At 47.7% G+C, this 26,260-nt stretch carries 27 protein-coding genes; 17 read left to right on the plus strand and 10 right to left on the minus strand.

Annotated elements, in window-relative coordinates:
* Positions 1–68: 68 nt before the first annotated feature.
* Together ACQ5BJ_RS18530 and ACQ5BJ_RS18535 are read left to right on the plus strand one after the other, a co-directional pair.
* Positions 69–1,079 (plus strand): FecCD family ABC transporter permease, encoded by a 1,011-nt coding sequence (locus ACQ5BJ_RS18530; RefSeq protein WP_430111880.1) that lies wholly within the window; start codon positions 69–71, stop codon positions 1,077–1,079.
* A complete protein-coding gene (locus tag ACQ5BJ_RS18535) occupies positions 1,076–2,083 on the plus strand; it encodes a FecCD family ABC transporter permease (RefSeq protein ID WP_268599212.1) in 1,008 nt (335 codons plus the stop codon). The genes ACQ5BJ_RS18530 and ACQ5BJ_RS18535 overlap by 4 nt, the downstream gene beginning before the upstream one ends.
* Positions 2,084–2,232: 149 nt before the next feature.
* Here ACQ5BJ_RS18535 and ACQ5BJ_RS18540 read toward each other — a convergent pair whose 3' ends face one another.
* The gene (locus ACQ5BJ_RS18540) at positions 2,233–3,039 is read right to left on the minus strand and encodes a helix-turn-helix domain-containing protein (protein WP_005545235.1); all 807 of its coding nucleotides are present in this window, start codon (positions 3,037–3,039) and stop codon (positions 2,233–2,235) included.
* Positions 3,040–3,284: 245 nt separating this feature from the next.
* On the opposite strand from ACQ5BJ_RS18540, the gene ACQ5BJ_RS18545 reads away from it, so the two are divergent.
* The 5 genes from ACQ5BJ_RS18545 (at position 3,285) to ACQ5BJ_RS18565 (ending at position 6,890) form a co-directional block, all read left to right on the plus strand.
* Complete coding sequence (locus ACQ5BJ_RS18545) at positions 3,285–4,133, plus strand: transporter substrate-binding domain-containing protein (RefSeq protein WP_268623071.1); 849 nt, start codon at positions 3,285–3,287, stop codon at positions 4,131–4,133.
* 48 nt (positions 4,134–4,181) lie between these two features.
* On the plus strand, positions 4,182–4,934 hold the full coding sequence (locus ACQ5BJ_RS18550; RefSeq protein WP_005545238.1) for an amino acid ABC transporter permease: 753 nt from the start codon (positions 4,182–4,184) through the stop codon (positions 4,932–4,934).
* Positions 4,897–5,649, plus strand: a complete 753-nt coding sequence (locus ACQ5BJ_RS18555) for an amino acid ABC transporter ATP-binding protein (RefSeq protein ID WP_005545240.1) — start codon at positions 4,897–4,899, stop codon at positions 5,647–5,649. The genes ACQ5BJ_RS18550 and ACQ5BJ_RS18555 overlap by 38 nt, the downstream gene beginning before the upstream one ends.
* A gap of 35 nt (positions 5,650–5,684) precedes the next feature.
* Entirely contained in the window at positions 5,685–6,473 is a 789-nt protein-coding gene (locus tag ACQ5BJ_RS18560; RefSeq protein ID WP_430111883.1) for a DODA-type extradiol aromatic ring-opening family dioxygenase, read from the plus strand.
* 87 nt (positions 6,474–6,560) lie between these two features.
* Positions 6,561–6,890 (plus strand): hypothetical protein, encoded by a 330-nt coding sequence (locus ACQ5BJ_RS18565; RefSeq protein WP_197266929.1) that lies wholly within the window; start codon positions 6,561–6,563, stop codon positions 6,888–6,890.
* A gap of 239 nt (positions 6,891–7,129) precedes the next feature.
* On the opposite strand, the gene ACQ5BJ_RS18570 is transcribed toward ACQ5BJ_RS18565, so the two are convergent.
* The 3 genes from ACQ5BJ_RS18570 to ACQ5BJ_RS18580 all read right to left on the minus strand — a co-directional run bounded on the left by ACQ5BJ_RS18570 (position 7,130) and on the right by ACQ5BJ_RS18580 (position 10,366).
* Positions 7,130–7,960 (minus strand): carbohydrate ABC transporter permease, encoded by an 831-nt coding sequence (locus ACQ5BJ_RS18570; protein WP_005545246.1) that lies wholly within the window; start codon positions 7,958–7,960, stop codon positions 7,130–7,132.
* Positions 7,960–8,847: a carbohydrate ABC transporter permease gene (locus ACQ5BJ_RS18575; RefSeq protein ID WP_430111886.1), complete on the minus strand. Its 888-nt coding sequence runs from the start codon at positions 8,845–8,847 to the stop codon at positions 7,960–7,962. The genes ACQ5BJ_RS18570 and ACQ5BJ_RS18575 overlap by 1 nt, the downstream gene beginning before the upstream one ends.
* Before the next feature lie 148 nt (positions 8,848–8,995).
* The gene (locus ACQ5BJ_RS18580) at positions 8,996–10,366 is read right to left on the minus strand and encodes an extracellular solute-binding protein (RefSeq protein ID WP_430111888.1); all 1,371 of its coding nucleotides are present in this window, start codon (positions 10,364–10,366) and stop codon (positions 8,996–8,998) included.
* A 737-nt stretch (positions 10,367–11,103) separates the two neighbouring features.
* Here ACQ5BJ_RS18580 and ACQ5BJ_RS18585 point away from each other — a divergent pair.
* Together ACQ5BJ_RS18585 and ACQ5BJ_RS18590 are read left to right on the plus strand one after the other, a co-directional pair.
* Positions 11,104–11,760 (plus strand): hypothetical protein, encoded by a 657-nt coding sequence (locus tag ACQ5BJ_RS18585; RefSeq protein WP_430111890.1) that lies wholly within the window; start codon positions 11,104–11,106, stop codon positions 11,758–11,760.
* 134 nt (positions 11,761–11,894) lie between these two features.
* Positions 11,895–12,461, plus strand: a complete 567-nt coding sequence (locus ACQ5BJ_RS18590) for a hypothetical protein (RefSeq protein ID WP_005545254.1) — start codon at positions 11,895–11,897, stop codon at positions 12,459–12,461.
* Positions 12,462–12,628: 167 nt separating this feature from the next.
* On the opposite strand, the gene ACQ5BJ_RS18595 is transcribed toward ACQ5BJ_RS18590, so the two are convergent.
* Together ACQ5BJ_RS18595 and ACQ5BJ_RS18600 are read right to left on the minus strand one after the other, a co-directional pair.
* Positions 12,629–13,369, minus strand: coding sequence for a Bax inhibitor-1/YccA family protein (locus ACQ5BJ_RS18595; protein WP_005545256.1), 741 nt, complete (start codon positions 13,367–13,369; stop codon positions 12,629–12,631).
* 194 nt (positions 13,370–13,563) lie between these two features.
* Positions 13,564–14,703: a DNA cytosine methyltransferase gene (locus ACQ5BJ_RS18600; RefSeq protein WP_430111893.1), complete on the minus strand. Its 1,140-nt coding sequence runs from the start codon at positions 14,701–14,703 to the stop codon at positions 13,564–13,566.
* 236 nt (positions 14,704–14,939) lie between these two features.
* On the opposite strand from ACQ5BJ_RS18600, the gene ACQ5BJ_RS18605 reads away from it, so the two are divergent.
* The gene (locus ACQ5BJ_RS18605; protein ID WP_005545258.1) at positions 14,940–15,839 is read left to right on the plus strand and encodes an SDR family oxidoreductase; all 900 of its coding nucleotides are present in this window, start codon (positions 14,940–14,942) and stop codon (positions 15,837–15,839) included.
* Between the two features lie 130 nt (positions 15,840–15,969).
* On the opposite strand, the gene ACQ5BJ_RS18610 is transcribed toward ACQ5BJ_RS18605, so the two are convergent.
* Complete coding sequence (locus ACQ5BJ_RS18610; protein WP_005545259.1) at positions 15,970–16,311, minus strand: zinc ribbon domain-containing protein YjdM; 342 nt, start codon at positions 16,309–16,311, stop codon at positions 15,970–15,972.
* A gap of 351 nt (positions 16,312–16,662) precedes the next feature.
* Between ACQ5BJ_RS18610 and ACQ5BJ_RS18615 the strand changes: the two genes are divergently transcribed.
* The 3 genes from ACQ5BJ_RS18615 to ACQ5BJ_RS18625 all read left to right on the plus strand — a co-directional run bounded on the left by ACQ5BJ_RS18615 (position 16,663) and on the right by ACQ5BJ_RS18625 (position 20,224).
* Entirely contained in the window at positions 16,663–17,742 is a 1,080-nt protein-coding gene (locus ACQ5BJ_RS18615) for a Gfo/Idh/MocA family protein (protein WP_289356719.1), read from the plus strand.
* Positions 17,739–18,593, plus strand: a complete 855-nt coding sequence (locus ACQ5BJ_RS18620; RefSeq protein WP_430111896.1) for a hypothetical protein — start codon at positions 17,739–17,741, stop codon at positions 18,591–18,593. Before ACQ5BJ_RS18615 ends, ACQ5BJ_RS18620 begins: the two co-directional genes overlap by 4 nt.
* A 140-nt stretch (positions 18,594–18,733) precedes the next feature.
* Positions 18,734–20,224 (plus strand): N-acyl-D-glucosamine 2-epimerase, encoded by a 1,491-nt coding sequence (locus ACQ5BJ_RS18625; RefSeq protein ID WP_430111898.1) that lies wholly within the window; start codon positions 18,734–18,736, stop codon positions 20,222–20,224.
* A gap of 106 nt (positions 20,225–20,330) precedes the next feature.
* Here ACQ5BJ_RS18625 and ACQ5BJ_RS18630 read toward each other — a convergent pair whose 3' ends face one another.
* The 3 genes from ACQ5BJ_RS18630 to ACQ5BJ_RS18640 form a co-directional block, all read right to left on the minus strand.
* Complete coding sequence (locus ACQ5BJ_RS18630; RefSeq protein WP_206703677.1) at positions 20,331–20,540, minus strand: helix-turn-helix domain-containing protein; 210 nt, start codon at positions 20,538–20,540, stop codon at positions 20,331–20,333.
* Between the two features lie 42 nt (positions 20,541–20,582).
* The gene (locus tag ACQ5BJ_RS18635) at positions 20,583–20,765 is read right to left on the minus strand and encodes a DUF2975 domain-containing protein (RefSeq protein ID WP_268599205.1); all 183 of its coding nucleotides are present in this window, start codon (positions 20,763–20,765) and stop codon (positions 20,583–20,585) included.
* A 119-nt stretch (positions 20,766–20,884) separates the two neighbouring features.
* Positions 20,885–21,775 (minus strand): LysR family transcriptional regulator, encoded by an 891-nt coding sequence (locus ACQ5BJ_RS18640; protein WP_268599204.1) that lies wholly within the window; start codon positions 21,773–21,775, stop codon positions 20,885–20,887.
* A gap of 127 nt (positions 21,776–21,902) precedes the next feature.
* Between ACQ5BJ_RS18640 and ACQ5BJ_RS18645 the strand changes: the two genes are divergently transcribed.
* From ACQ5BJ_RS18645 to ACQ5BJ_RS18660, 4 genes are all read left to right on the plus strand, one after another.
* Positions 21,903–22,643: an SDR family NAD(P)-dependent oxidoreductase gene (locus ACQ5BJ_RS18645; protein WP_289356722.1), complete on the plus strand. Its 741-nt coding sequence runs from the start codon at positions 21,903–21,905 to the stop codon at positions 22,641–22,643.
* A 189-nt stretch (positions 22,644–22,832) separates the two neighbouring features.
* Positions 22,833–23,816: an AraC family transcriptional regulator gene (locus tag ACQ5BJ_RS18650; RefSeq protein ID WP_430111901.1), complete on the plus strand. Its 984-nt coding sequence runs from the start codon at positions 22,833–22,835 to the stop codon at positions 23,814–23,816.
* Between the two features lie 168 nt (positions 23,817–23,984).
* Positions 23,985–25,283 (plus strand): ABC transporter substrate-binding protein, encoded by a 1,299-nt coding sequence (locus tag ACQ5BJ_RS18655; protein WP_289356724.1) that lies wholly within the window; start codon positions 23,985–23,987, stop codon positions 25,281–25,283.
* Between the two features lie 20 nt (positions 25,284–25,303).
* Entirely contained in the window at positions 25,304–26,260 is a 957-nt protein-coding gene (locus tag ACQ5BJ_RS18660; RefSeq protein ID WP_005545276.1) for a carbohydrate ABC transporter permease, read from the plus strand.

The raw sequence follows: 26,260 nt of genomic DNA on the forward strand, positions 1-26,260 counted from the left end.
GGAATTCTTATTTTTAAGAATTCCTTTTCCTGTATTCTAAGCGCCATTACTAGAAAGGGACATTGTGCATGGTCAACTCGAATCAACATACGATTCCATTTGTGGTCAAGTTAATCGTGGGAATCCTCATATGTGCAGGAACGTTTGTCGTGGCTATGGTATTTGGAGCCGCTGACACTTCGTTGCGCGATGTGTGGCTTGCCCTTACGTCAAATGAGACAAGCGACAACATTGCCGTTTTACGGGATATTCGCCTTCCCCGCGAGGTCGGTGCGATGGTCGTCGGTGCCGCCCTGGCTGTTGCTGGTGCGATTATGCAGGGCATGACGCGCAACCCGCTTGCTGATCCTGGCTTGCTGGGGCTTACAGCCGGTGCCAACGCAGCGCTGGCCATTACATTGGCATGGATTCCTTCCGCCAATTATTATGCAATTACGATTGCCTGCTTCATAGGTGCAGCGGTTGGCGCATTTATCGTATTCGGCATCGGTTCGATGAAGAAAGGCGGGTTCTCCCCGCTTCGAATCGTGCTGGCCGGTGCAGCCGTCACAGCATTTCTTGTTGCAATAGCGGAAGGAACAGGGCTTTATTTTAAGCTATCCCGGGAAATTTCCTTATGGACAGCAGGCGGCCTCATTGGCACCAATTGGAGTCAGCTTCAAATTATCGTTCCCGTCATCCTCATCGGCATATTGATCGCTATCGGTTTTTCCAGACAACTGACGATTTTAAGCTTGAATGAAGAGGTCGCTGTGGGATTAGGTCAAAAAACACTAATGGTAAAGATCATCCTATTTATCGTGATTGTTCTGCTTGCCGGAGCATCTGTAGCACTTGTCGGCAATATGGCCTTTATTGGACTTATGATTCCTCACATTGTACGTGCTATGGTCGGCACTGATTATCGATTTATTTTGCCAATGTCCGTCTTTACGGGCGCTGCCTTCATGCTGCTTGCCGATACGCTTGGACGGACGATCAATGCTCCATACGAAACACCTGTTGCAGCCATCGTTGCGATGCTTGGCCTGCCATTCTTCCTGTTCATTGTACATAAAGGAGGCAAAGCATTCTCATGATCTTACCCTCTCTGTTGAGAAAGCAGCGGCTTATACTCGCATTGCTATTCGGGCTCATACTCGTAACTGTCATTGTTGGAATGGGCCTCGGATATTCATCACTGTCCTATGATCGGCTGCTCCCTACTTTGCTTGGGCAGGGGACATTCAAGGAGGACTTCGTGCTGTTTTCCATTCGGCTACCGCGCATCCTGATTACGCTGCTGGCCGGCATGGCTTTAGCTTTATCAGGTGCCATCCTGCAGGGCGTGACTCGCAACGATCTAGCCGATCCGGGCATACTTGGAATTAATGCTGGCGCCGGTGTAGCAATCTCGGTGTTCTTCCTGTACATCCCCATAGATATGGGCTCATTCGCATATATGCTGCCTCTTATCGCCTTTGTCGGGGCTATGTTTACGGCAGCTATTATCTATCTATTTTCGTATCAACGAACTTCAGGGCTACAGCCTGTACGGCTAGTGCTGACTGGTGTCGGCTTCTCCATGGCGCTGTCAGGAACAATGATTGTGCTTATCTCCTCGTCGGAACGGGCCAAAGTGGATTTCATCTCCAGATGGCTTGCGGGGAATATATGGGGAGCGGACTGGCCATTCATCTGGGCAATACTGCCTTGGTTGGTTATTTTGATCCCCTATACGTTATATAAGGCCAACCGCCTGAACCTGCTGGCGCTTAATGAGCCTGTAGCTATTGGCGTAGGGGTATCCATCGAGAAGGAAAGACTGACCCTGCTGCTTGCTGCCGTTGCACTTGCTGGCGCGGCTGTCTCCGTGGCTGGAGGAATCGCCTTTATTGGATTAATGGCTCCGCATATTGCCAGAGCATTGGTTGGTCCAAGGCACCAGTTGTTCCTCCCCGTAGCGATTTTGCTCGGGGGCTGGATGCTGCTGCTCGCGGATACGATCGGGCGCAATATTCTTGAGCCTGACGGCATTCCGGTCGGAATCGTTGTCGCCTTAATCGGTGCGCCATACTTTGTCTATTTATTATTGAAAAAGTAGTTTAGCATGATGACCCTCCTACTCTTGCATAGAGTTGAAGGGTCTTTTTATATGCTCACGAACTGGCGCAACGAACTGGACGTCTAATCTGCTGTCGTGGCTTTTTCCTATTGATGATCTATTAGGTGAATATATCGAACAGAACGGTTTCATAGCTGCTCCATGTACTTTTTAGGCGTAAACGTACTGAATTCCTTGAACTCCTTAATGAAATGATTCTGATCATAATACCCCAGCTCTATCATCTCTTCCATAGCGCCTTCATAATTCGCATGCAGCAATGCGTCCAATACATGTTGGAAACGAACGATACGGCTGAATAACTTCGGCGACATGCCTACATATTCATGGAATACCTTTGCAATGTACCGCGACGAATAACCTGTATGCTGCGATAAGCCGGACATGCTTCGTGAACCGCTGCTGCTAATGATTTGCTTCGTCACATGCTTGAGCCAAGGCGGTGTTTTGTCCTCTCCTTGGGTAAGCTGACGATAAAACGCTTCGAATATCGCGATTCTTGCTGGCATATTGTTCGCTGCCGCAATCTGCTCCAAAAGGTTGGAGGAATTACTCATCACTTCGCCTAAGGGAATTTCGCGATCAGTGAACTCATAAGCCGGGTAGCGCAGCACATGTCTGCCATAGCCTGGGAAGAAGCGAATCGCGAACACATCACAGTTCCCTTGACGAAACCCTCCTGGCTTGCCCGAAGTAACCGATCCACAGACATTCGCGCTTGGATGATCCTGATCACAGCAAATCATAATATCAATACTGCCATCAGGCAATATCATCATCGGATGGTGGTTTGCTTCGTTTAGGGAGAACGTATAATACTGAACCCCCATTGGTTTAGGATAAGCGGATAGCCGATTGTCGAAATAGTTCATCTGCTCCCGCTCAAAGGATGGCTGGTGAGGGAAATATCCCAAATTATTGCGCAGTGCATTCATGACACCGATCCCCCTAATTTAATTTTTATATTTCCTATCGGATTAATTTAATTAAAATCAAATCTTCTGTGTGCTGTCAATCCTCAACTCCTCTTTCTCCCTGACAGCCGAAGGCTCTCCCCTCATAAACAATGTAAGGGCAGTTCCGATTTTTACTATAATTACGGGCCAATATCCTTTATGATGGCAAACAAATAACCGTATAGGATTACTCGGATATAAAGATCGAAGGAGGAACGCCGAATATGAACAAAAAGAAAAGAGTGCTTTGGGCACTAACATTAACAACATTGGCACTTGCCGTGATCGCAGCAGGATGCGGCAATGCGCCTGACCAAGCGTTATCAACTGGCGACGCAAAGGTGAAGACACTGCTGGTCGGTACAAGCGGCGGACCGAAGCCTTATGTATATGTGGATCAAAACAATAACCTTGATGGCTATGACATTGCCGTTCTGAAGGAAATTGATAAGCTGCTTCCTCAATATGACATTCAATTCGAAAAAACCGAATTCCCAAGCATATTTGCAGGCATCGACTCCGGACGCTATCAAATTGGCGCCAATAATATCACTAAGAAACCGGAACGCGAAGAGAAGTATCTGTTCGGCAACGAATATTACTATTTCAATCGCACCGTGGTTGTTGTAAAGAAAGGTCGTACAGACATTGCATCAATCGATGATCTTGCCGGCAAAACGATCCCAGTCAGTCCTGGCGGCGGGTTCGAGCAGCTGTTCGTTGAACAATTCAACAAGGAGCATCCGGGCAAAGAAATTAAGGCAGCATATACCGATCAAGATCAAATGAAGACCTATCAAGACATTGCTAACGGAACTGCCGATTTCACCTTTGCCGAAAAGGTTATGCTGAAGGACATTGAGAAGGAATATGGCATTGCTCTTGATACTGTAGAGCTTCCTAAGGAAGAAATCGAAAAGATCCAAAACCCGAAAGCCTACTTCATATTCAGCAAAACGGGCGACGGCCCTGCCATTCGCGATGCATTCGACGGCGCGCTGCGCACACTGCTGGACAATGGCAAGCTAAAGGAACTGTCCATTCAATATTTAGGGGCCGACTATACGAGGTAACAAAGAAGCACAGTTCCATTCCAAATATCCATAAAGAAGTGATGCGCGATGCCCAATTTATTTGATGTAAAGCTTGTATTCAGTCAGATCCCTGAACTTCTCAAGTATTTGCCGATCACGCTAGGGATTGCCTTTGCATCCATGATCCTTAGCCTGCTTATCGGTCTTGCAACGGCGCTGATTAAGATTAAGCAAATTCCCGTACTCCGATCTCTGTCAGCATTCTATGTCTCCTTCATGAGAGGGACGCCGATTATCGTTCAGCTCTACCTGGCCTTCTATGCTGTTCCGATAGCCATGCAGTATATCAATTATTACTACGGGACGAACTACAATACGAATCATATACCGCCGATGATCTTCGTGCTCATTACCTTCGCTTTAAATGAAGGGGCCTACAATTCAGAGAGCATTCGGGCAGCCATACAATCTGTCGATAAAGGCGGCATTGAAGCCGGATATTCCATGGGCATGACGACAACGCAGGTTCTGCGCCGAATCATTTTGCCGGAGGCGATCGTCGTTGCGCTGCCGACACTCGGCAACTCTCTAATCGGATTAATTAAGGGTACCTCGCTTGCCTTTGTATGCTCAGTCGTAGAAATGACTGCCGCAGGCAAGCTGATGGCTTCCCGCAATTTCCGCTTCTTCGAGGTGTATGTGTCGCTCGCAATCATTTACTGGGTCGTGACGATTGTACTGGAGCGCCTGATTGCCCGCTGGGAGAAGCGGCTGAAGGTCAATGAAAGGAGGGTGGCGGCAGATGATCCGGATTCAAGGCTTACACAAAACATTCGGTAAACACGTCGTGCTGCACAATGTGGATCTGACGGTTGAGGAAGGTCAGGTTGTCGCCATCATTGGCCCCTCAGGCTCAGGAAAATCTACGCTGCTTCGCTGCCTGAACTTCCTGGAGACGCCGCAGGCAGGCACAATTGCACTAGGTGACTATGAGCTGAATATGTCCAAGGCGACGAAGCGCGACATTCTTTATTTGCGCCGCAATACCGCGATGGTATTTCAACAGTTCCATTTGCTGAAGTACAAGACGGCTCTTGAGAATGTAATGGAGGGTCTCGTGACGGTACAAGGAATGAAGGCGCAACAAGCCCAAGACATCGCAAGCACCTACTTGGATCGAGTTGGTCTTCAGGATCGGAAAGATTACTACCCTCGCGAGCTGTCAGGCGGGCAACAGCAGCGTGTCGGCATTGCCCGGGCACTCGCCCTTCAACCGAAGGTTATGCTGCTCGATGAGCCTACATCCGCGCTTGATCCTGAGATGGTCGGGGAAGTGCTTGCCGTCATTCGAACAGCTGCGAAGGAAGGACGGACGATGATTATTGTCTCCCATGAGATGGGGTTCGTTCAGGAAATTGCAGATAAAGTGATCTTCTTCGATCAGGGTTCGATCGTAGAAGAAGGAACACCGAAAGAAATATTCAGATCAGCGAAGCACGAGCGGACGAAGCAGTTCCTATCTCGTGTCAGCCGGCCTGCTGACTATGTTATTTAATGCTAATCGAATTGTAAAAGGAAGGTGCGTGAATCATGTCAACCGCTACAACGACTTCGGCGCCAGTATTATTTCTTGCACATGGATCGCCGCTCATCGCTATTCAGGAGAATGAATATACCCGCTTTTTAGCCCAATTCGCCAAGGATTTGTCTGCCAAGCCAACTGCCTTCGTCGTATTCACTGCGCACTGGGAGGTTGAGTCCAGTACGCGGATTACGTATACGGATGATACCTACCACACCATTCATGACTTCGGTCCATGGTGGATGGATGAGATGTTCGCTGTGCAATATCCCGCAAAGGGAAATCGGGAGCTCGCCCTCCGCATTCACAATCTGCTGCAGCAGCACCAAATCGCGAGTGAGCTGGATGCGGAACGAGGACTTGATCATGGCACATGGTCGCTGCTCAAGCAGTTCGATCCAGACGCCTCCACCCCTGTTGTGCAGTTGTCGGTCAATCCGAACCTAAGCGCCAAGGAGCAGTTCCTGATTGGCCGTGCCATACGAGAGCTGCAGCATGAAGGGGTGCTTATCATCGGGAGCGGCGTGACCGTTCACAATTTGAGCTTGCACAGTGACGTGACGGAGGATTGGGCGCTGGAATTTGATGATTGGCTAATCAATAATATTGAACACAAAAATTATGAAGCACTGTTCAACTACGCGGAGCAAGCCCCCCATGTGGAGCTCGCTGTACCGACCCCGGAGCATTTCGTTCCGCTCCTTATCGCACTAGGCAGTGGAGAGCCAGAGCGTGAGGCTAAGGTCATTTATCGTGACTATGCGGGACTGCTCAGCTACCTGTGCTACCAATTCTAATTGCAGCTTGTCACTTGCAGGCGAAAATGAAACATGAGAGATAGAGATACCTTGTCCTATATTCAATGAAAAATGGAGGTGCTGGGAATGGCGGATTGGTCACGAGTTCTGCCGTTTACACCCGAATCGGCAGAACTCATCCCTGAAGAAATCGGCATATTTGTATTCCTTACTAAGCAGTTGGACAACCGGATGTACAAGGTTATTTACGTGGAGCAAGCCTCAAATTTGCGAGCGCGATATCTGGATTACGTGCACGGGGAAGAGCCTTATTTACTTGAACACGCCGTGAATTATCGGTACGTGGTTGAGCCTAACCAAGAAGCGCGCGATGCAGAAGAAAAGCTCGTTCTTACCGAGGGGGCTCCTACATTAAACTTGATTCGCAGTCGCAGTGGAGCAATATCTCTAAACTAGCCTGCACATAATTACAAAAATCCAAATATCCAGCGAGGCCTACCTTAAAGGTAGGCTTTTTGTGCGCAAGGGCTGTCTCTCCTACATTGCAATTCGTTCAAGCACATGATAATCCTTTCACAGTAAAACACATCCTTGTCGTTCAATCACTTGCAAATGCATGCAACAAAGGCTGTCCTCTACAAGCGGAGAACAGCCCAGTCTCTCGTGACTGATCCATTGTTCTTAAATCGTTTCGTTTATCCCTTTACACTTCCTGCTGTGACCCCTTCAATAATCTGCTTTTGCAAAATTCCGTAAATGACGACAACCGGAACAACACTAATCGTAATGGCCGCAGTAAGCGCCCCATAGTTCATATTGAACTTGTCGGCAAAGGAAACAACCGCAACCGGCAGCGTGCGCAGCTCCTGATCGGACAGGAACAGGTTCGCCATAATGTACTCGTTCCAGTGGCCGATGAAATTCAAAATAAATACGGTAACAAGGGTTGGCATCGTTAACGGGATAATAATACGGCCCAGCAATCCGTATGTGGATAAGCCGTCCATAACCCCTGCTTCTTCAAGCTCTGTCGGGATCGATTTTAGAAAGGCAGCAATAACGAATGTAGTTAACGGGATGCCGAAGGCCGCGTACGGAATCATCAAGGCGAACGGCGTGTTGTAAATACCGAAGTCCTTGATCATGATATACAACGGAACAAGCAGCGACGCAGGCGGTATTAGGATCGACAAGAGCAGGAGCCCCATGACCAGCTTGCTCAAGGACGGGAACCTCATTCGTATAACTGCATACGCAATAGCTGTAGAGAGGAGTATGGTTGCTGTTGTCGCGATCACACTAATATATAAGCTGTTCACGAAATACCGTCCGATGTGCGCACTTGACAAGGCATTATCATAATTGTCCCAGCTTAACCTTGCCGGAAATCCCCAGGGGTTATTAAATATCTCTGTATTGTCTTTAAAGGAAGAAAGCATAACGAACAATAAAGGGAATATAACGATAACCACATAGATAAGAAGCACGACATGGGACAGAATACGCTTGGATCGATAAGCCTTCATTAGTATTCCGCCTCCTTCGACGTCTTCTTGTTAATGATATGGTAAATAAGCGAGAGAATTGCAGTAAATACCGTAATGATGATCGCAATGGCATTCGCATAACCGAAATCGCCAAGCGCATAAGCCTGCTGATACATGTACGTCGCCATAACCTCAGAGCTGCCGAACGGCCCGCCGTTGGTCATAATGAGTACAATATCAAGCGCCTTCATGGCACCCGTGATGGAGAGCAGCATGGTTACCACAATGACCGGACGAATCAATGGGATCGTCAGCAGCCATGCCTTGCGCCAGCCGACTGCTCCGTCAATTTCCCCGGCCTCCAGCATTTCCTTCGGTATCGCGAAAATGCCTGCCAGCACAAGGACAATGTAAAATCCCGTCCACTGCCAAGCATTGGTCACGAGCACAGCCAGCATCACGGTATTATCATCGCCCAGCCACAACCTCGTCCACGATTCGAGACCGACTGCTTTCAAAATTTGATTCAGCAGCCCCGCATCCGGAGAATAAATAAATTGCCAAATAACCGCAATTGAGGCGGTTGAGAGAATACTCGGCATAAAAACCGTCAGCTTATAAAAATCAAGCATCCTTCTCACGCCGCTGACCAATATGGACACGAATACAATAATCGGTACTTGAATGCATACCGAGAACAGAACAAAATAAATATTGTTCTTGAACGCGATCCAGAACTTTTCATCTGATAATGCCTTGGCGAAGTTGTCGAATCCGTTATAGACAGGCTCTGTAATGCCGTCCCAACTCGTTACGGAATATTGAAGAGACTTGAATAAAGGCACTAAATAGAACGTAATGTAGAGTGCCAGCGCCGGCACAACAAATAGAAAGAAAGCGACACGATTCCGGAATATCTTGTTCATGATTCACATCTCCCATTGTCCGGTGAGCGTGGGGCCATAACCGGGACAAAATGTAAGGAAAAGCCTGCCCAACAAGCATGTACGCATCTACCCTATGAAAGGGGAACCACAGCGATGCTGCGGCTCCCAGCTATGCAATACGACGAGACTATTTCCCTTCCTGATTGCCCTTTTCTTGTGCTTGCTGCATACGCTCGGCTGCCTTCTCAGGCGCGAGCTTGCCGCCAAGCACCTCTTGTACGGTTTGCTCCAGCGTTACCTTTACACTCTTCTGCACAAGTGCATCGAATGCCGGGAATGCCCCTTTCGCAGATCCTTGCGCTTCGCCAAGCGCCTTCACCAGTTCAGAAGTGCCCTCTACGCCGCTCACCCCCTTCATTGCAGGAATGCGGCTGGATTCAACGAGGCTGCGTTTTTGTTCCTCGATCGTATATAAATTTTTAATGAATTCTTTAACGGCTTTCAGCTCATTGTCCTTCAGTGTAGCGGAGAAGCCATAGCCATTCGACCAGCCGCCATTGATCAAGCCGTCGCCAGGGCCGCCTACATCAGGCATACGGAAGAATCCAGCCACATCCTTTACTGTAGAGGTTTCCCCTGTAATTGCATTCGCTGCCCAACTGCCATCGAACAGCATCGCAGCCTTGCCCGTGTAGAAGTTTGCTTGACCTTGTGGATACTTGAGGCCAAGCACGTTCGGATCAATGTAGCCGTTATTTTTCAAATCTTGAATGCGCTTAAAAGTTTCGACAATCGCTGGATCCGTCCATTTTGTTTTCCCGGATATGAAGCCTTCTTGTAGCTCTGGCCCACCCAAGCCGACGAACAAAGAGTTTACAAGCATGTTGGCTGACCAACCATCGCCTGCTCCTGAACCCATAGCGATTGGTGTAATGCCTTTAGCTTTCAATGCTTCACATACCTTCAACAGATCGTCCCATGTCTTAGGAACTTCAACACCTGCATCCTTGAACAGCTTTTGATTATAGAAAAAGCCTTCGATAAATCCGGCTTCAGGAAGTCCATAAATTTTGCCGTCCACTGTAAATTCTCTTAAGTTGAAAAATGCATCCTTCAAACCAAGCTCATCCAAAATTCCATTAAGTTCGAGCAAACGGCCAGCTTTGGCGTATTTCACTGTATCATCACCGCCGAACAGATTGAAGATCGGAGGCTGTGTGCCTGCGGACATTTCCGCCTTCAGCTTCACGTCACGGTTTACTGTGTCCTCTACCCCATCCAACTTGAATTTCAAACCTGGCACTTCCTGTTCCGTCTTTGCTGCAACATCCTCCAACTGCTTCAACGTTGCTTTGGCAGTGTCACGAACGTTGATGTGGCGAATAACCATGGAGAATTCTTCGGCCTTCTCCTCTTTGGCAGGCTCCTGCGGTGTTGCTGTCTGTGTCTGATCCTTCGCCGGCTCAGCAGGCTTATCTGCTTCTTTGCTGATGCAGCCAGCCAAGGCCAGCATACCCATCAGGGCGATAATCAATAACAACATTAAGCTTTTTTTCATTTCATAACACTCCCGCATGTTCAAATTTGTCCAAACCTAAAAAAATGGCATAACCCCACCATTCGAGCTTCTGCGTGTCTTGGAGCCAGCGAAATGAGGCATTGGATTGTTGTCTGGTATAACTCTCTTTTGAATGATCACAAATACCTATTTCATAGCCGTTGGAGCAGCGCTCACCTCCTTGCCATAATCAAAAAATAAACGTGCAATGTTACGGAGTCACCGCTCTGAGAAATGTGAAAGGGATAGAATTTCTGTAATTAAAGCGCTTACGGAATGTTGAGAAGGAAATACGTCTCAGAATCATGGGGATATCATGTCAGATGTAGTTAGTAGGAATGAATATGCGAAAGCATCGGATATATTCGTGTGGTTAATGTTGTAGATTCGATACCACTATGGGATATTCCATTTTACGCTTAGAAAAAGGGTACAATACCCCTTATATATTTTTCTGAATGAAGAAGATGCTTGAGCCGCCAAGCTCAAAAAGCGTCTTCGATCTTACGGATAGTTCTATCTGTCTTTAAATCTAGTAAATTGAAATCCAAGACAAAAAGGATTACAAACCGACTTCCGTTAGGTAAGGGACTGTATGGCTACAAATACATAGTTTGGGATTCACATCCCCGGTTGGTTTTACTTCTAAATTTAGGTTTTATACTTCCAAATTCTACTTTTTTATGGTATTATTTAACACGGAAACTAGGGCTATGATCTAGAAAGGGAAGTGGAAAATGAAAAAAATAATGCGTACTACCTCGATGGTTCTTGCGTTTTTGCTATTTTTCATTACAACATCACAAACCTATGCTTTGAGTGCACACCCAGACCATTTCATGCAAGTGCAGCAAACTCAATCAACGTATCATCAATCACAATTTTTTGATGATGCTAGTAACGATGTGTTTCAAAGACAAAAAAGATTTGTACCGGCACTTCCTTGGATAGGATTAGGAATTGGAGAGCTTTTAAAATGGCTTGGTGCAGCAGCTGCTCTTGCCTACATAGGTAACGAGGCTTATACTCTTGTTACAGATATAGTAGATGCATTAAGCTCGAGCAAAAAGAAAGATAAACCGCTTTACTTTACTGCTGTAGCTCAATCGAAGCTTTATATTGGAAAACCGCTAACATTGGAAGAAGCTAAAAAATGGTTAAAGGCAAAGAAGTATCACAATGTTTGGACTCCAAGCAAAGAAGCTGCCAAAAAATTAGCTGAATCTTTTAGTGGAAGAGCTACTGCAGCCGAAGAACACAGTAAAAACGGATATAAAGGAACTTTCTACTATTGGCATTACCATGATTATGAAAGAACAGTCGGTCATATCTTCTATGGTACAGAATCTAAAGAAGGAAAACATATTGATGCTAGCGGTGGAATACGGACGTAAACTTGTAGTCAGCGCTTGTATTCATTTTTGAGCTTTCCCCCTTGAAAAGGGTTTTTACAAAATTTATGGACAGAACCAGTTTTTAAATAAAAAAGGCTCTAGTTTCCTAATTTAAAACAAGAGGGAGATTCTATATGCAACCCGATATGAATCAACTATATGAAAAATACCTAACCCTAAATATCCCCAATCCTTTTACACTGGAACAGATCAATGAAAGATTAATTAAACAATACACAGCAACACAAGTAGACGTAAATCGATTTGCTGACTTAAAAAACGACCCCTGTGCAGATTTTCATACTGCCGTTACAGCCTATCAATTCCGTAACAGTGACGGCGTAGAAAAGCTTCTTACCCTTGAGTCTCCAGATGAAAAAATAGAATTTTACAAAGATTGTACATACTCAGATGGATGTAATCTTATTCTTAATTCAGAAGATCAAATATATATGTCGGGTGGAACTGTACAAGTAGGAACAAAACTGTTATTAATTGAACTGGATATTTTTTGGGGAATAGATAAAGAAGATATGATTCCAGGCAAGGAAGAATTTAATGACTATTTAAAGGCATTATACTTAGCTGGATATATACATTTTGAAAATGATTCATTTATCGAAAAAGCCCGCCAACGATATAGAGAAGGTTATAGATTGCGGTGGTTTGGGTCTGGAACTTCTGGAGAAACAACATTTTAAAAACCCAAACATTGAAATATACGCTAAGGCCCTCACCTTTCTTGCTACCTTAGAGGTTGTAATGGACTGATTAACGGTATACTGATTACCGATAATGATGCCTGACTAAAATAAAACAAGCCCTCCTCAGAAGAGGGCGGGCTTGAAATGATGCCATCATTTGATTCTTAATCTCGGTTAGCGATTTTGGCAAGCAAACGGATAATCTCAATGTACAGCCATACAAGTGTGACGAGTAAGCCGAATGCGCCATACCACTCCATATATTTCGGAGCGCCATGCTCTGCGCCTTCTTCAATTAAGTTGAAGTCAAGAATGAAATTCAATGCTGCAATGATAATGATGACGACCGAAATTCCAATACCTATCGGCGTGCTGTCATGCAAATACGGCACGGTAATGCCGAAAAATCCTAAAACAAAGCTAAACAAGTAAACAAGGGCAACCCCTGCAGTCGCTGTAATGATGCCCCGGCGGAATCCCGATGTCGCCTTGATCAGACCCAGTCTGTACACCAGCAGCATGCCCATAAATATGCACATCGTCAGCAGAACTGCCTGAATAGTAATTCCTTCTGTCTTTGCCTCGAACATTGCCGAAATCGCGCCTAGGAAAAGCCCCTTCGCAATCGCGTAAATAGGTGTCAAGAATGGAGCCGTTGTCGGAACAAAGCTGATAATGAGCGCTAAAATCGCACCTCCAATTACTCCGCCTATCATATAAGGATTCATATTGTATCCATTCGTGAACATTGTCCATGATACGACTGCCGCTCCTACGAGCAGCGCCAGCGCCATGAACGATTTATTGACGGTACCGCCAATCGTCATTCTTTCTTGACCTTCATAATGACCCTGATTTGCAAATGTTTCTTCGTTAAGCGTTGGATTTCCACTGCGACCGATCAATGAATAGCCCCCTCCAATTATTGGTTTTGTACATTGTATCATATGCATGTCATTCAGCCTATATTGACAACTGGTTTATTTATGTAAACAGCTTAACGTCCTAACTACGAAAGGTGATTCTCCCCATTTTTCCATACGTATGGCTGTACAAAAAAAGGGCAGGGATGATCCCTGCACCTTGTATCTGAACCACACTACTTGCTTGCCACTGCTTCCATCGTATTCGTTTCCTGTGTTTTTGTAATTCGCTCAAGCAGTTCCATAATCGCATTGCCCAGCACTTTTGCCAGACGGACAGGCACTGCATTGCCAATCTGTGTATACTTCTGAGACAAGGTTCCTGCTACTTGGTATCCGCTCGGGAACTGCTGCAGGGCAATATATTCTTCAATGCTTATCGGACGATCCTCGTACGGGTGACCGAGATTCGTGCTCTTCTGAATAGGGGAGGTCAGCAGCGTTGGGGCTGGCCGATCGACCCATAGGCGCCGATAAAAGCCTACCTTTCCTCCGCCTGACTCATAGGCTCCCCCCATCGCCAGTTCGACGAATTGCTCAGGCAAGCTCCGCCAGTTCCCTCCACCCTGCGGAATCATGCGCATATAATACAATCTTTCCGGTGAATACCGAGGATAATGATGCTCCTCCACTTCCATGTCGCGCAACACATCTCCAAGCGTTACCCATCTTGGCAATCCATCTCGGCCTTCAGCATCATGTGTCTTGGCAGGAAACGCGAACGAAGCATTCAAGTCCTTGCGCACGCCAACGAAGAATACCCGCTCCCTAGACTGAGGAACGCCATAATCAGCCGCTTTCAGCAGCTCATAGGTCACATGATATTCATGAAAATATTGGAGCAAATGTGCAAGCGCGCTGCCTGGCATCTCTTCCGGCTCAAGCGGGGAATGCTCCTCTCCCCGCTGACGCAGCGGTCTATGCTTTAAGGAAGCAGACAGCAGTCCGCGCACATTTTCCAATAGGAATACCTTGGGACGGGCTTCCTCCACCAGTTGCGCGAACTTCAGCATTGCATGGCCGCGGGGATCCTCGAATGCCTGCCTTTTGCCTGCTGTGCTGAATGATTGACAAGGACTGCCGCCGAACATGAGATCAATGTCCTGCCCCTCATCCAAACCCGCCTCTCGATAGATGCGCTCCCGAGAATAGTCCGAGATATCGCCTTCAACCACATTCATATCCGGATAGTTCGCCCGAAGCGTCTCGCAAAATATAGGTTCTATTTCAAGTGATAATCGAATATCGAAGCCTGCCTGATGGATGCCTGTATCGAGTCCACCAGCACCTGCAAAGAAGGAAATTGCCGTTGCCATAATTGCCACCTCAACCTGTTGTTCTACATAGCATTATAGCATTTCCTTTCCTGACAGGCCCATGAAGGCCCCCTTTTGGGCATATCCATTATTTGAAAGTTTCCGTTTTTTCCGTGTTCTTGCTCTAATCAACACCGCATTCCCCTTCCAGCCCTTCACCTTGCCGAAAGGTCACCAATCTGGGAGTAGGCGAATATCCTGCCTGTAAGCTTACAAAGTCACAGGAGGATCTTGTCATGATTCCCATGATTCCTTATTACAGCTATGAAACGCAATGCCGCCAATTGCCACTTCCCTTCCCACCCCAGCATCAGAATGTGCAGCCAGGACTTGAATATTTGATGTGCCCGCAGCCGATATCCGATAATCCAGGCTATAAGGGCAGCGGCAAGTTGGCGGGCAAGATAGCGATTATTACTGGTGGTGACAGCGGCATCGGACGTGCCGTTGCCATCGGCTTCGCCAAGGAAGGGGCAAATGTTGCGATCGCCTATCTATACGAGCGTTCAGATGCGGAAGCAACCCGTCAAATGGTGGAAAGCTATGGAGCGCGATGCCTGCTGCTCGAAGTCGATCTCCGTCAACCAGCATACTGCAAGGAGGTCATTCGCAGAACAATTGAACACTACGGTCGGCTCGATGTGCTCGTGCTGAACCAGGGCGTTCAGTTCCCTCAGGAGAGTTTGCTCTGCATTTCGGACGAACAGCTAGAAAATACGTTCCGCACGAACATATTCCCGATGTTCTATTTAACCAGGGCCGCCCTGCCTTACCTACAGCCGGGAAGCTCCATCATCTCTACCGCTTCCGTAACCGCATATGCCGGCGCCCCGCTGCTTGTTGACTACTCCTCCACGAAAGGAGCCGTCGTATCCTTTACACGTTCATTGTCATTACAGCTTGTCGATAAAGGCATACGCGTCAACGCTGTCGCTCCAGGACCGATATGGACGCCGCTTACCGTATCCAGCTACTCAGCCGATTACGTCTCGACCTTTGGACGCGACACCCCGATGAAACGCGCAGGCCAGCCATTCGAACTGGCGCCGACTTATATTTATTTGGCTTCCGATGACTCCTCTTATGTCACAGGTCAGGTTCTCCATGTCAATGGCGGTGTCATGACGGAAAGCTAACACAGCCAGAACAACGGTTCCAGCATGAACATACCATTCGCTATGCAAGACTGGACTGGGCCTCTAACCCGAAGTTGCAATAAAACCCACCTTCGACACACGGTCTAGGTGGGTTTTAACTTGGGCTAGCTTATATTTTTTTGACGAATTCAGACTTCAGCTTCATCGCGCCAAAGCCATCAATTTTACAATCAATATCATGGTCGCCATCCACAAGGCGGATATTCTTCACTTTAGTTCCGATTTTAATAACGGACGAGCTGCCCTTTACCTTCAAATCCTTAATGACGGATACGGAATCGCCATCGTTCAATATGTTGCCGTTCGCATCCTTTACGACTTTCTGATCCTCGCTGCTGCCCGCTCCTTCATTTGCAGACCATTCATGCCCGCATTCCGGGCACACCAACATATTGCGATCCTCATACGTATATTCCGACTGGCAGGCAGGGCAATTAGGCAAATTAGACATTTTCCATATCTCCATTTCTTCTATTTTTTATGCAGGTAAGCTCTAAGTATATGGGATAACCTCCATAGATTCCACTATATATGGGATTTGTTCGTAATTTGTAAAATATGCGAATTGTTTGGGTTGAGGCATGAGCTTGCAGGGCTATCCTTTGTTCATCCCCTACCCAAAATGCCTGCCGCCCCCTTCCACCCGCACTCAAAAATCGAACAATAATCCCAATTTTATATACGAAAGTCAAATTAATTAAAGCGCATACATGCTACCATGAGGGTACTTGTTACCGAAGCACCATACTGAATTGGAATCTGGCTCTGTCCTATACAGACCCTAATCATTGGAGGGATTGAAATGAGTAAAACGATTGTCGCCGTTATCGGCTGCGGAACGATTGCAAATAGTGCCCACATCCCATCTTACATGGCGAATCCAGAAGTCGAAATTAAGTACTTCTGCGATATTCGTAAGGAGCGTGCAGAGCAGGCTGTTGAGAAATACGAATGCGGAGAAGCCATTGAGGACTATCATCTCATTTTGAATGATCCTGAAGTCGCAGCCGTGTCCATCTGTACCCCGAACGATTGCCACGCCTCCATCGCGATCGATTGCATGCGTGCAGGCAAGCACGTGCTCTGTGAGAAACCGGCTGCCAGAACGTACACAGAAGCACTGGAGATGCAGAAGGTTCAGCATGAGACAGGCGTGACGCTGAATATTGGGGTCGTCAACCGCTTCAACACAGGAGTAAATATTATAAAGAAAATGATCGCTGACGGCGATTTGGGCGATTTGTACCACGTCTATGTCAGCTTCCGTTCACAGCGCTCAATCCCGGGCTTGGGCGGGGACTTCACCAATAAGTCTGTCGCAGGCGGCGGTGCGCTTATTGACTGGGGCGTACATTTTCTTGATATCGTCATGTACTGCACAGGCGATCCGGAGCCGCAGACGGTAACTGGGCAAACGTATTGCAAGCTGGGCAAGGATATGGAGAACTACTCCTATCTCAATATGTGGGCAGGGCCTCCTAACTATAACGGAAAGTATGATGTCGATGACTTCGTAACCGCAATGATCAGAACCACTGGCCCATCCATTACCGTCAATGGCGCATGGGCGCAAAATATCGGCGTGGACGAGATGTACATCGACTTCCTCGGCGACAAGGCCGGCATCCGTTTGCAGTACGGTGCAGACTTCACGATTTACAGCGCAAAGCACGGCGCCTTACTGGAGAGCACACCGAAGTTCACTAAGACAGATATGTTCCAGAACGAAATTGACAGCTTTATTTCCTGTATCAAGTCTGGTGAGAAGCTGTCATCCCACATCGACACCGTCATCGTGACGGCAAAAATGCTGCAAGCAATTTATGATTCGTCCGAACAAGGCAAGGAAATCTCATTCGCCAAGGAAGGAACATTCGCATGAAGAAAATCGGATTTATCGATTTTTATTTAGATGAATGGCACGCCAACAACTATCCAGCGTGGATTCGCAATGCATCCGGCGGAAACATGGAAGTGGCGTATGCCTATGGCGTGAAGGATTCTGAGCATGGACTGAGCAACAGTGCATGGGCCGACAAGCATGGCGTGCAACTGCTCGATTCCATAGAAGAAGTCGTTGAGAAAAGCGACTGCTTGATTGTGCTCTCTCCTGACAACCCAGAGCAGCATGAAGCGCTGGCTCAGTTGCCGCTGGCTTCGGGCAAGCCGACTTACATTGACAAGACATTCACTCCTGACCAAGCAGCAGCGCAGCGTCTATTCAAATGGGCGGCTCAGCATGGAACACCGCTGTATTCCTCATCCGCACTGCGTTATGCAACGGAATATGCCGATGCCGAGCGTGAAGGCATTGAGGTTATTTCCAGCTTGGGGCCAGGCGCGTTCGAGAACTATTCCATTCACCAGATCGAACCGATCGTATCGCTTATGGGTGCGGATGCGAAGCGAGTAATGTCGATCGGAACTGAAACAGCTCCTGCCCTGCTTATCGAGTTTGGGAGCGGCAGACAAGCGACGATTCGCCACCTTGGCGACGAATGCCCATTTACGCTGGCAGTGAAGTACCGCTCCGGAAGCTGCCGCATTTTGAAACCGGAATCGGATTTTTTCCAGCTGTTTATTCGCGATTTAGTAGCTTTTTTCGAATCAGGCCATGCAACGGTACCGTCTGAGCACACTATCGCCATTATTTCTATTATTGAAAATGGTATGAAAGCGATGCAGCGGCCGTATGAATGGATTGAGCTGCCGTGCGCTGCCGTTCATTCGTAATCAGCAGATGGGAAGAGCGAACCATTTGCATTTCTAAGGCCGATTCGGTATAACAATTCCTAACTGAACCCATTCTTTATGGGAACTCGATCACAATGAAACAGAGGCAGCAAGAAGCGGCACATATAGGAGGTATTGCTATGTTTTCATTTCGTACATTTCGCTTATTCGGTTCGCCCGGATCTCGTGAGGTTCACATATCTCCTCCCTTCTTGCTGTCTTCCGCGGAATCTAGCACAACCAAGCATCATAAGCATTTGTGCAAAAACAACGCCAATAAACACCACGCTTCCGCGCTTGCGGGTCCCACCATACAGGTCGATCCGACATTCCGTTATTATCAGGATCGCTCAACGGCCAGCATCGCTGATGAAATGGTTCAGAATGGCTATGTGGGCGTCCATTATTTCGTCGTAAACGAAAATAACGTTAACCGCGAGCTGATTGAGGCTTTCCAGCAAAGGGGCTTGTACGTATGGGCACTCGTACTCGGCAATGGCTCCTACTCCGTAGAAGGCTTCCCTCCGGAATGGCCGAGCTGGCAAATGGAGCTGCTGAAGCCAGTGAACGATGGTTATTACCGCTTCTCGCCGCATAACAAGGATTATGTCCAGTGGAAAAAGCAAAAGCTTGCTCAATTGGTACGCGAATATCCATTTGACGGGATCGAGGTAGCAGAGCCGTATTTCCCTGAATGGGACGGAATCCGAAGAGGCGTGTACGGGGATGTCGGCCCGCTGGCGCAAGCGGCGTTCAAGGAACAGTACGGACACCCGCGTATTCCGAACTTCACCGACCCGCGCGATCCCGATTATTATTTGACCAATACAGCATTATATCGAGATTGGGTTGAATTTCGGGTCAATACGGTGAACAGCTTCTTGAATGAGTTGATGAACGGAAAAGGCGGGGTTCGAGAAGCCAGATGCGATATTCTCGTGGCAACCTGGTCCTTAGCGATAGACGCAGGCCCTGACTCTGTTGCCAAGCTGCGCGAGCTGCAAGGTCTCGATGCCGCCGCGATGATTACAGCCGTCCATCCTGATCTGCATTTCCTGCAGACGCATTGGCCGGATTGGATGAAGCCCCAGAGCAAGCTGCCGCCGCAGTATATTCGCAGCTATCAAAATTTTGTGGATCAGATTCGAGCCGTCCACCCGGACATCCCGCTAGGAGTTCAGGCCGATATTGGCTCCACGCTCTCAATGGTGAAGGATCGGAACTGGTATCTTGAATTTGGCGAAGTAGCCCAGGATATGGGGTTCTCTACTTGGACCGCCTACGAATATCACCTCGGCAAATATATGTACGATGAAGCCCCTGTTCCTACTGCGGTCAGCAGACCCGAGCGCGACAAGGCCGTCGTGTCCTTTCAAAAGCGGATTGATGAGGCTTCTGCGAAGCGTCCGGGCAGTGTGAGCATCGTGACGGGCAAGGGAGAGCTTCCTCTTCCCCCGGAAACCATTACCGTGGACGGAAATAGGCTGATTATTCACTCTGACAGTCTGCCACTGACAGAATTCTGTCTGCGGCTTCAGCATATCGCCGACACGCCTGCCTATTGGCTGTATAACAAGGATAACCCCGCCAATGTTATGAAGGGCGTTACAATTATAACAGTGCCTGAATAGAAAAAAAGCAATCAACCGGCTCCCGCGTTCTTATTGGGATAGTTGATTGCTTTTCGCATTTTTCTTGATACAATCTCTTGGGTTACAGACGAATCGCGATATTTTCTTATGTGAGAGAACGATCTGCGTGATCCCCTTCCTCTTCTACATACTCTAAAATATCGCCGGGCTGGCATTCTAAGATGCTGCATAAGGCATCCAATGTCGAGAAGCGAATCGCTTTCGCCTTGTTCGTTTTTAATATCGAAAGATTGGCCATCGTAATATCTAATCTTCTGGAGAGCTCGGTAGAGCTCATCTTTCGCTTGGCCATCATTACATCCAGATTAACTCGAATTGCCACAATGATAACCCCACTTTATATCGTTTGATCGTTTTCTTCTTTGATTCTTGTCGCCTCCTCAAATAGCTGAGCCAAGGTCAGGCTCAAAAAACCAATAGCGAGTGCAAGGAATGACACAACCACCATCGGAACGATGGTCAGTGCATCCAAAAACATGTCGTACGCATACAACAAAAATATAGAACACCCATTGAACAAAAGAATTTCCTCATTGTAGAGATTGGATTATCGTTTGTCAATAAATATTAGCTTTAAAACAATAACACAAGCACGTTCGTTAACATTAAGAAGGCCCGTAATTGAAAACTTGCATCGTGTCAGTGTCCGTTCAAATGAAGCGACCTCTTTAAAAAATGATATAACTTCGCGGCGGCCAAACTCATTCGATGCGGCTGCACTCTGCAAAGCATGCCGGTCAGCATATCGACCGAGGCTCCTTCCATTGTGCGCACCACTGTGCCTAATGGCGCAGAATCTACCATGATCTCCGGCACAAAGGCAATGCCTAGCCCGCTTTGCACATAATGCTTCAGTGCACCCATGCTCCCAATCTCCATCGTGTCTATGCCGATCTGCCCCATGTCCTGCAGGATAAAATCGAGCTTCTTCCGATAGGGACAAGCATCTGCGGTTATCAATAGGCGATTTCCCTCCAAGTCTGCTGGCTGAATGATGTCATGGGATGCTAGCGGATGATGTTCTGGCAGCAGCATGGAAAATGTTTCAAGAAAGAGTGGCTCAAAATGCAGATCGGTGCCTACCTCAGGCGACGAGCATATCGCAAAATCGAGATCGCTGTGAAGCAATTGCTCTACCAATGCAGGGGTGCTGGCGATCTCAACAGCGATACGAATTTGTGGATGGTCGCCCATGAATTCCGCTAATCTGTAGGGCAAGCGACTGCTTGCTGTAGGTTCTGTTACGCCGATTCGAACAGATCCGGCTTCTCCGTTACTCATATCCGCGATATTGCTTTGCAGTTGCTCCATACGGTGTACGATTTCCAGACTTTGCTCGTAGAACAGCCTGCCTGCTTCTGTCAGATGAATCGCCTTCCCGCGATCAAAAAGCTGTGCGCCGATTTCCTTCTCCAGCTTCTGTATTTGCATCGTGATCGTCGATTGTGCATAGTTCATTTCCTCTGCCGCTCGGATAAAGCTGCCTGATTTTACGATACATTGGAATGTTTTTAAGGTTTTGATGTCCACCAGGAATCCCTACTCATCAATTCATTTTAATTGAACTATATCTTCATTACATTCAATTATACAAATACATACGAGCTCAGTACAATGAATATGAACAGATAAAGAAAGGGAACGGGAGGGCGTAAGCATGGACTTGAAGCATAAGGTAGCATTGGTGACAGGCGGGGGTACTGGAATTGGCAGGGCGACCGCGATCGAATTATCAAAGCGGGGAGCATTCGTAGCGATCAACTATTCCCGATCCGCAGCCGATGCGGAAGAAACGGTACGGAGCATTCAAGCCAACGGCGGTCGCGCCATGGCTGTTCAAGCAGATATTTCACGGGATCACGAAGTTAAGATGATGGTGAACCAGATCGTGCATGCCTTCGGCACGATTGACGTGCTTGTAAACAATGCGGGCATTACGAAGCATATACCGATAGAGGATCTGGATGCCGCAACGGATGCGGTATGGGATGAGCTTTTTAACGTTAATGTAAAAGGGATGTTCTATTGTGCTCGGGCTGTTGCTCCTTACATGAAGCAGACGCAGAATGGCGCAATCGTCAACGTTGGCAGTATTGCCGGACAGACAGGGCTCGGTTCCTCGCTCCCCTACGCGGTATCCAAGTCGGCAGTCCATGGCCTGACCAAATCGCTGGCACGCGCACTAGCGCCTGCCATTCGAGTCAATTGCGTCGCGCCCGGTGCAGTAGCGACCAGATGGTGGCGCGGACAAGAGGAGCGAATGCAGCAGCTCGCCCCGAATCTATTGCTGCAGCACCTCTCAACATCGGAGGATATCGCACAATTCATTTGCTCCGTCCTAGAACAGGAAGCCATGACGGGACAAATCATCACGGTAGACAGTGGGCAAACCCTATAGCCCGAAAATCGGGGCCTAAGTTCTGACAATCAAGCGAATATACTACAGTAAGGCAACCAATCCTCCTGCACCTCTTCTGCGGGAGGATATTTGTCTATCATGTCTAACTTGTGGTTGTCCTCCGTCAATATCGTATAGTGTGAGTGAGTTAGGCTTTCTCATTTACAAGATGAACAGGAGTGATCAGCATTGGATATCCAGTGGAAAACAGCCGAAATTGGCAAATGGGCTCGTTCAGGCATCATTTATTTCACCTCCAAGATGGAGATGCTTGAGGATGTTCCCTGCAAAATGTACAAGCTGCTCAGACAGCACAGCTTAACCCACCATTGTCACGACTATTTTCAAATTTGGTATGTGGCAAAGGGGAATTTCCAACATACTGTCAGCAATCGACAATTCGATATTGGAAAGGGTGATATATTTGTGATTTCCCCATTCACCGTGCACCGGATTGAAATACCTCCCGATCAAGACATTGAAGTCTATGGCTGCGAGTTTATGCCTTCTTTTATTAACGAACGCTTTGAAGAAAAACCGGTGGCTCCTCTCTTTTTTGACGTTGCCTACCTGGAATATTTCCTTCGCCGGGATGACAGCATGCAATCGAAGATTACGCTCGGACACGTTGCGGAGATTCGCGTACTCAACGTACTCAAGGAAATGCTCGCTGAATATCAACGGCGTTCTCCTTTTTTTCAATTGGTGTTGAAATCCCATTTACTTCTTCTCCTCTCCATTCTCGTAAGAGAAATTAACAAAGACGTTGTGCAAGCAGGGTTTGAGAAGGAGGAGAAATACAGATCGATTATGACAGGGGTTATTGATTATATCCATTCCGCCTATCACGAGGATTTGCATTTGAATACTCTGTGTTCCTTGTCGAATTTGTCGCGGTCTACCTTTTGCAGTGTATTCAAGACGTGGACGGGCAAGACGTTCAATCGTTACCTGGCAGACCTTCGCATGTTCCATGCTCTTACCATGCTGAAGCAGACCGAATTGTCCGTTACGGATGTCTGCTATGCGATCGGATTCAACGAACTGTCCTACTTCTGCCGCATGTTCAAGAAATACACCGGCATTTCCCCTACCTCCTACCGCAAGCAAGCGATCCAGCAAGAGCCATGCACGCATACGATAATCCCACTTTTACACACAAATTTGAAATAAAATAAAGCGCATACATGCTACCATGGGGATACTTCACACGAATAAGGAGGGAATTGACGACTACTTTGAATACACGGTATTGCTTATCACAAGTAGACTGCCTTCGAATCTAAAACTGTATAATCGGTGTCGATAATACCCATTTCTGAGTGTTGAGGGGGAATAAGCATGAAAAGAAAGCCAATGAAGTGGTGCCTTGCACTGATTGTTGCGTTCTCCTTGCTTGCTGGCTGCTCCGGGGGAAGCACATCCGGTGAAGGAGGATCGACTGGCAATTCGGACTCCAAAGATAAGGTAGAGCTCAGCTTCTGGTATGGGTGGACCGGGCCGGAGGCCGCTGCACTGGAAAAGCTGATTGCCAAGTGGAATGCCTCCAACTCTGATATTCAGGTAAAAGGGCTGTCTCAAAGCGACTATCAGAAGCAGCTCACTGCAATTACAGGCGGAAATCCTCCCGATATCGCCTCTCAATTTGGGCAAAATGTCGTGCCTTGGGGGCTTCGTGGCGCGATGATGCCGCTTGACGATTATATTTCCAAGGACAGTGTCGATCTGAAAGACTTTGTTCCTGCCGCGCTCAGCATCTCGCAACATGAGGGCAAAACCTATGCCTTTCCCATTGCCATGCACGTCACGATGCTGTTCTATAACAAGGATATCTTAAAGGAAGCCGGCTTTAATGGCCCGCCAGAGACGATTAGTCAGCTCAAGGCGTATATTAAGGCACTCAGTATCGTGGAGAATGGAGGACGGCTGCAGCGGCTTGGACTATGGCCGGGAATGGACACGTACACCTTCGCCAATGCGTACAACGGTTCGTTCTATGATGAAGCTGCAAAGCAGGTTACACCCGACAACCCTGGTGTCAAATCAGCTCTCGAACTATCCAAGGGCATTTGGGATCAATACGGCTCAGCTAATCTGGATCGCTTCTCTTCCGGTCTCGGACAATATATGTCCGCCCAAAATCCATTCTTCTCCGGCAAGTACGCGATGACGATCGACGGCGAATGGCTGCCGACCTTCATTAAGCAGTTCGCTCCGAATTTGAACTACGGTATTGCTCCCATTCCATATGATGAAAAGCATTCTGAGCGGAAGAACCCCGGCAATGTCACGACGAGCGTGTTCTATATTCCGAAGGGTGTAAAGCACCCAGACGCTTCATGGAAGTTCCTGAAATGGATGACGGAGCCGCAGCAGATGGCCGAGTTCACCGCTGCGATTGGGAACCTGCCAACGAGACTGTCCGCGCTGAAGGATCCGGTCTATCATGACGTACCTGGATTCAAAGAGTTCCTAGACTACTCTACAAGCAAAAACCTGCATTCCTTCCCCGCTACTTCCTTCGCCAATGAGTACATTGCCGAGTTCGCAGTACAGGTTGACGCAATTTTAAGGGGAACTGTCAGTATGGAGGAAGGTTTGAAGAAGGTGAAAGACAAGATTCAGCCACTCGTCAAATAGAAGCCGTTGGGAGGGTACTTATGATGAACATCTCCCCAGTCGTTGTCCCGCAACAAAAGAAAACAGGCTGGACGAAGAAAGAGCGGCATGTCTTCTTTCTCGGTCTGGCATTTGCGTCGCCTTGGATTATTGGTTTTCTAGCCTTTACTGTCTATCCATTCTTCGGCTCCTTGTACTTCAGCCTGACCGAGTATGATCTGTTCCGTTCCCCGCAGTGGGTTGGCCTACGCAACTATGAGCACATTTTCGCAGACGAGAGCTTCTATCGTTCACTTGGCAATACACTGTTCATGACCTTTATATCCGTACCCATCACGCTCATTGTATCCCTAATGATCGCGCTGCTTCTGAACACGAAGGTGAAGGGAATTAATTATTACCGGACGATCTTTTACTTGCCGTCTGTCATTCCGATCGTTGCCAGCGCCCTCTTGTGGACGTGGATGCTGAACCCGGATTTCGGCTTAATGAACACGATTCTGCGCTCCCTAGGCCTTCCCGACCCCGCTTGGCTGCTGGATCCGCAATATACGAAGCCTTCTTTAATTTTAATGAGCTTATGGGGAACCGGGGCAGGGGCCCTCATCTTCCTCGCTGCCCTTCAGGGCGTTTCAAAGCAGTATTACGAAGCGGCTCAAGTCGATGGAGCCAACTGGTGGCATCGATTTTGGAACATTACGATTCCGGGACTCTCGCCGATCATCTTGTTCCAGCTCATTATGGGGTTGATAGGATCGTTTCAGATTTTTACAGAATCGTACATTCTGGCTGGGGGGAAGGTAGATGGGGGGAAATCGCTCGGCGGGCCAGATCAATCCTTGCTGTTCTATACGGTCAATTTGTATCAGGAAGCATTCGTTTACTTGAAAATGGGCTACGCCTCTGCCCTTGCCTGGATTCTATTCATCATCGTACTGCTCATTACATTCGTACTCTTGAAGACCTCGGCACGATGGGTCTATTACGGAGGTGACTAA

This window comes from Paenibacillus sp. B1-35, assembly GCF_050474385.1.
In the GTDB taxonomy this organism is placed as follows: Bacteria; Bacillota; Bacilli; order Paenibacillales; family Paenibacillaceae; genus Paenibacillus_B; species Paenibacillus_B alvei.

Bases quoted from the DNA above. Each gene is read 5' to 3' on its own strand.
- ACQ5BJ_RS18585 (WP_430111890.1), top strand. From the start codon at position 11,104: ATGAAAAAAATAATGCGTACTACCTCGATGGTTCTTGCGTTTTTGCTA.
- ACQ5BJ_RS18550 (WP_005545238.1), top strand. From the start codon at position 4,182: ATGCCCAATTTATTTGATGTAAAGCTTGTATTCAGTCAGATCCCTGAA.
- ACQ5BJ_RS18615 (WP_289356719.1), top strand. From the start codon at position 16,663: ATGAGTAAAACGATTGTCGCCGTTATCGGCTGCGGAACGATTGCAAAT.
- ACQ5BJ_RS18545 (WP_268623071.1), top strand. From the start codon at position 3,285: ATGAACAAAAAGAAAAGAGTGCTTTGGGCACTAACATTAACAACATTG.
- ACQ5BJ_RS18610 (WP_005545259.1), bottom strand. From the start codon at position 16,311: ATGTCTAATTTGCCTAATTGCCCTGCCTGCCAGTCGGAATATACGTAT.
- ACQ5BJ_RS18630 (WP_206703677.1), bottom strand. From the start codon at position 20,540: ATGATGGCCAAGCGAAAGATGAGCTCTACCGAGCTCTCCAGAAGATTA.
- ACQ5BJ_RS18625 (WP_430111898.1), top strand. From the start codon at position 18,734: ATGTTTTCATTTCGTACATTTCGCTTATTCGGTTCGCCCGGATCTCGT.
- ACQ5BJ_RS18535 (WP_268599212.1), top strand. From the start codon at position 1,076: ATGATCTTACCCTCTCTGTTGAGAAAGCAGCGGCTTATACTCGCATTG.
- ACQ5BJ_RS18580 (WP_430111888.1), bottom strand. From the start codon at position 10,366: ATGAAAAAAAGCTTAATGTTGTTATTGATTATCGCCCTGATGGGTATG.
- ACQ5BJ_RS18655 (WP_289356724.1), top strand. From the start codon at position 23,985: ATGAAAAGAAAGCCAATGAAGTGGTGCCTTGCACTGATTGTTGCGTTC.
- ACQ5BJ_RS18575 (WP_430111886.1), bottom strand. From the start codon at position 8,847: ATGAACAAGATATTCCGGAATCGTGTCGCTTTCTTTCTATTTGTTGTG.
- ACQ5BJ_RS18555 (WP_005545240.1), top strand. From the start codon at position 4,897: ATGATCCGGATTCAAGGCTTACACAAAACATTCGGTAAACACGTCGTG.
- ACQ5BJ_RS18560 (WP_430111883.1), top strand. From the start codon at position 5,685: ATGTCAACCGCTACAACGACTTCGGCGCCAGTATTATTTCTTGCACAT.
- ACQ5BJ_RS18565 (WP_197266929.1), top strand. From the start codon at position 6,561: ATGGCGGATTGGTCACGAGTTCTGCCGTTTACACCCGAATCGGCAGAA.
- ACQ5BJ_RS18590 (WP_005545254.1), top strand. From the start codon at position 11,895: ATGCAACCCGATATGAATCAACTATATGAAAAATACCTAACCCTAAAT.
- ACQ5BJ_RS18600 (WP_430111893.1), bottom strand. From the start codon at position 14,703: ATGGCAACGGCAATTTCCTTCTTTGCAGGTGCTGGTGGACTCGATACA.
- ACQ5BJ_RS18570 (WP_005545246.1), bottom strand. From the start codon at position 7,960: ATGAAGGCTTATCGATCCAAGCGTATTCTGTCCCATGTCGTGCTTCTT.
- ACQ5BJ_RS18605 (WP_005545258.1), top strand. From the start codon at position 14,940: ATGATTCCCATGATTCCTTATTACAGCTATGAAACGCAATGCCGCCAA.
- ACQ5BJ_RS18645 (WP_289356722.1), top strand. From the start codon at position 21,903: ATGGACTTGAAGCATAAGGTAGCATTGGTGACAGGCGGGGGTACTGGA.
- ACQ5BJ_RS18660 (WP_005545276.1), top strand. From the start codon at position 25,304: ATGATGAACATCTCCCCAGTCGTTGTCCCGCAACAAAAGAAAACAGGC.
- ACQ5BJ_RS18540 (WP_005545235.1), bottom strand. From the start codon at position 3,039: ATGAATGCACTGCGCAATAATTTGGGATATTTCCCTCACCAGCCATCC.
- ACQ5BJ_RS18620 (WP_430111896.1), top strand. From the start codon at position 17,739: ATGAAGAAAATCGGATTTATCGATTTTTATTTAGATGAATGGCACGCC.
- ACQ5BJ_RS18530 (WP_430111880.1), top strand. From the start codon at position 69: ATGGTCAACTCGAATCAACATACGATTCCATTTGTGGTCAAGTTAATC.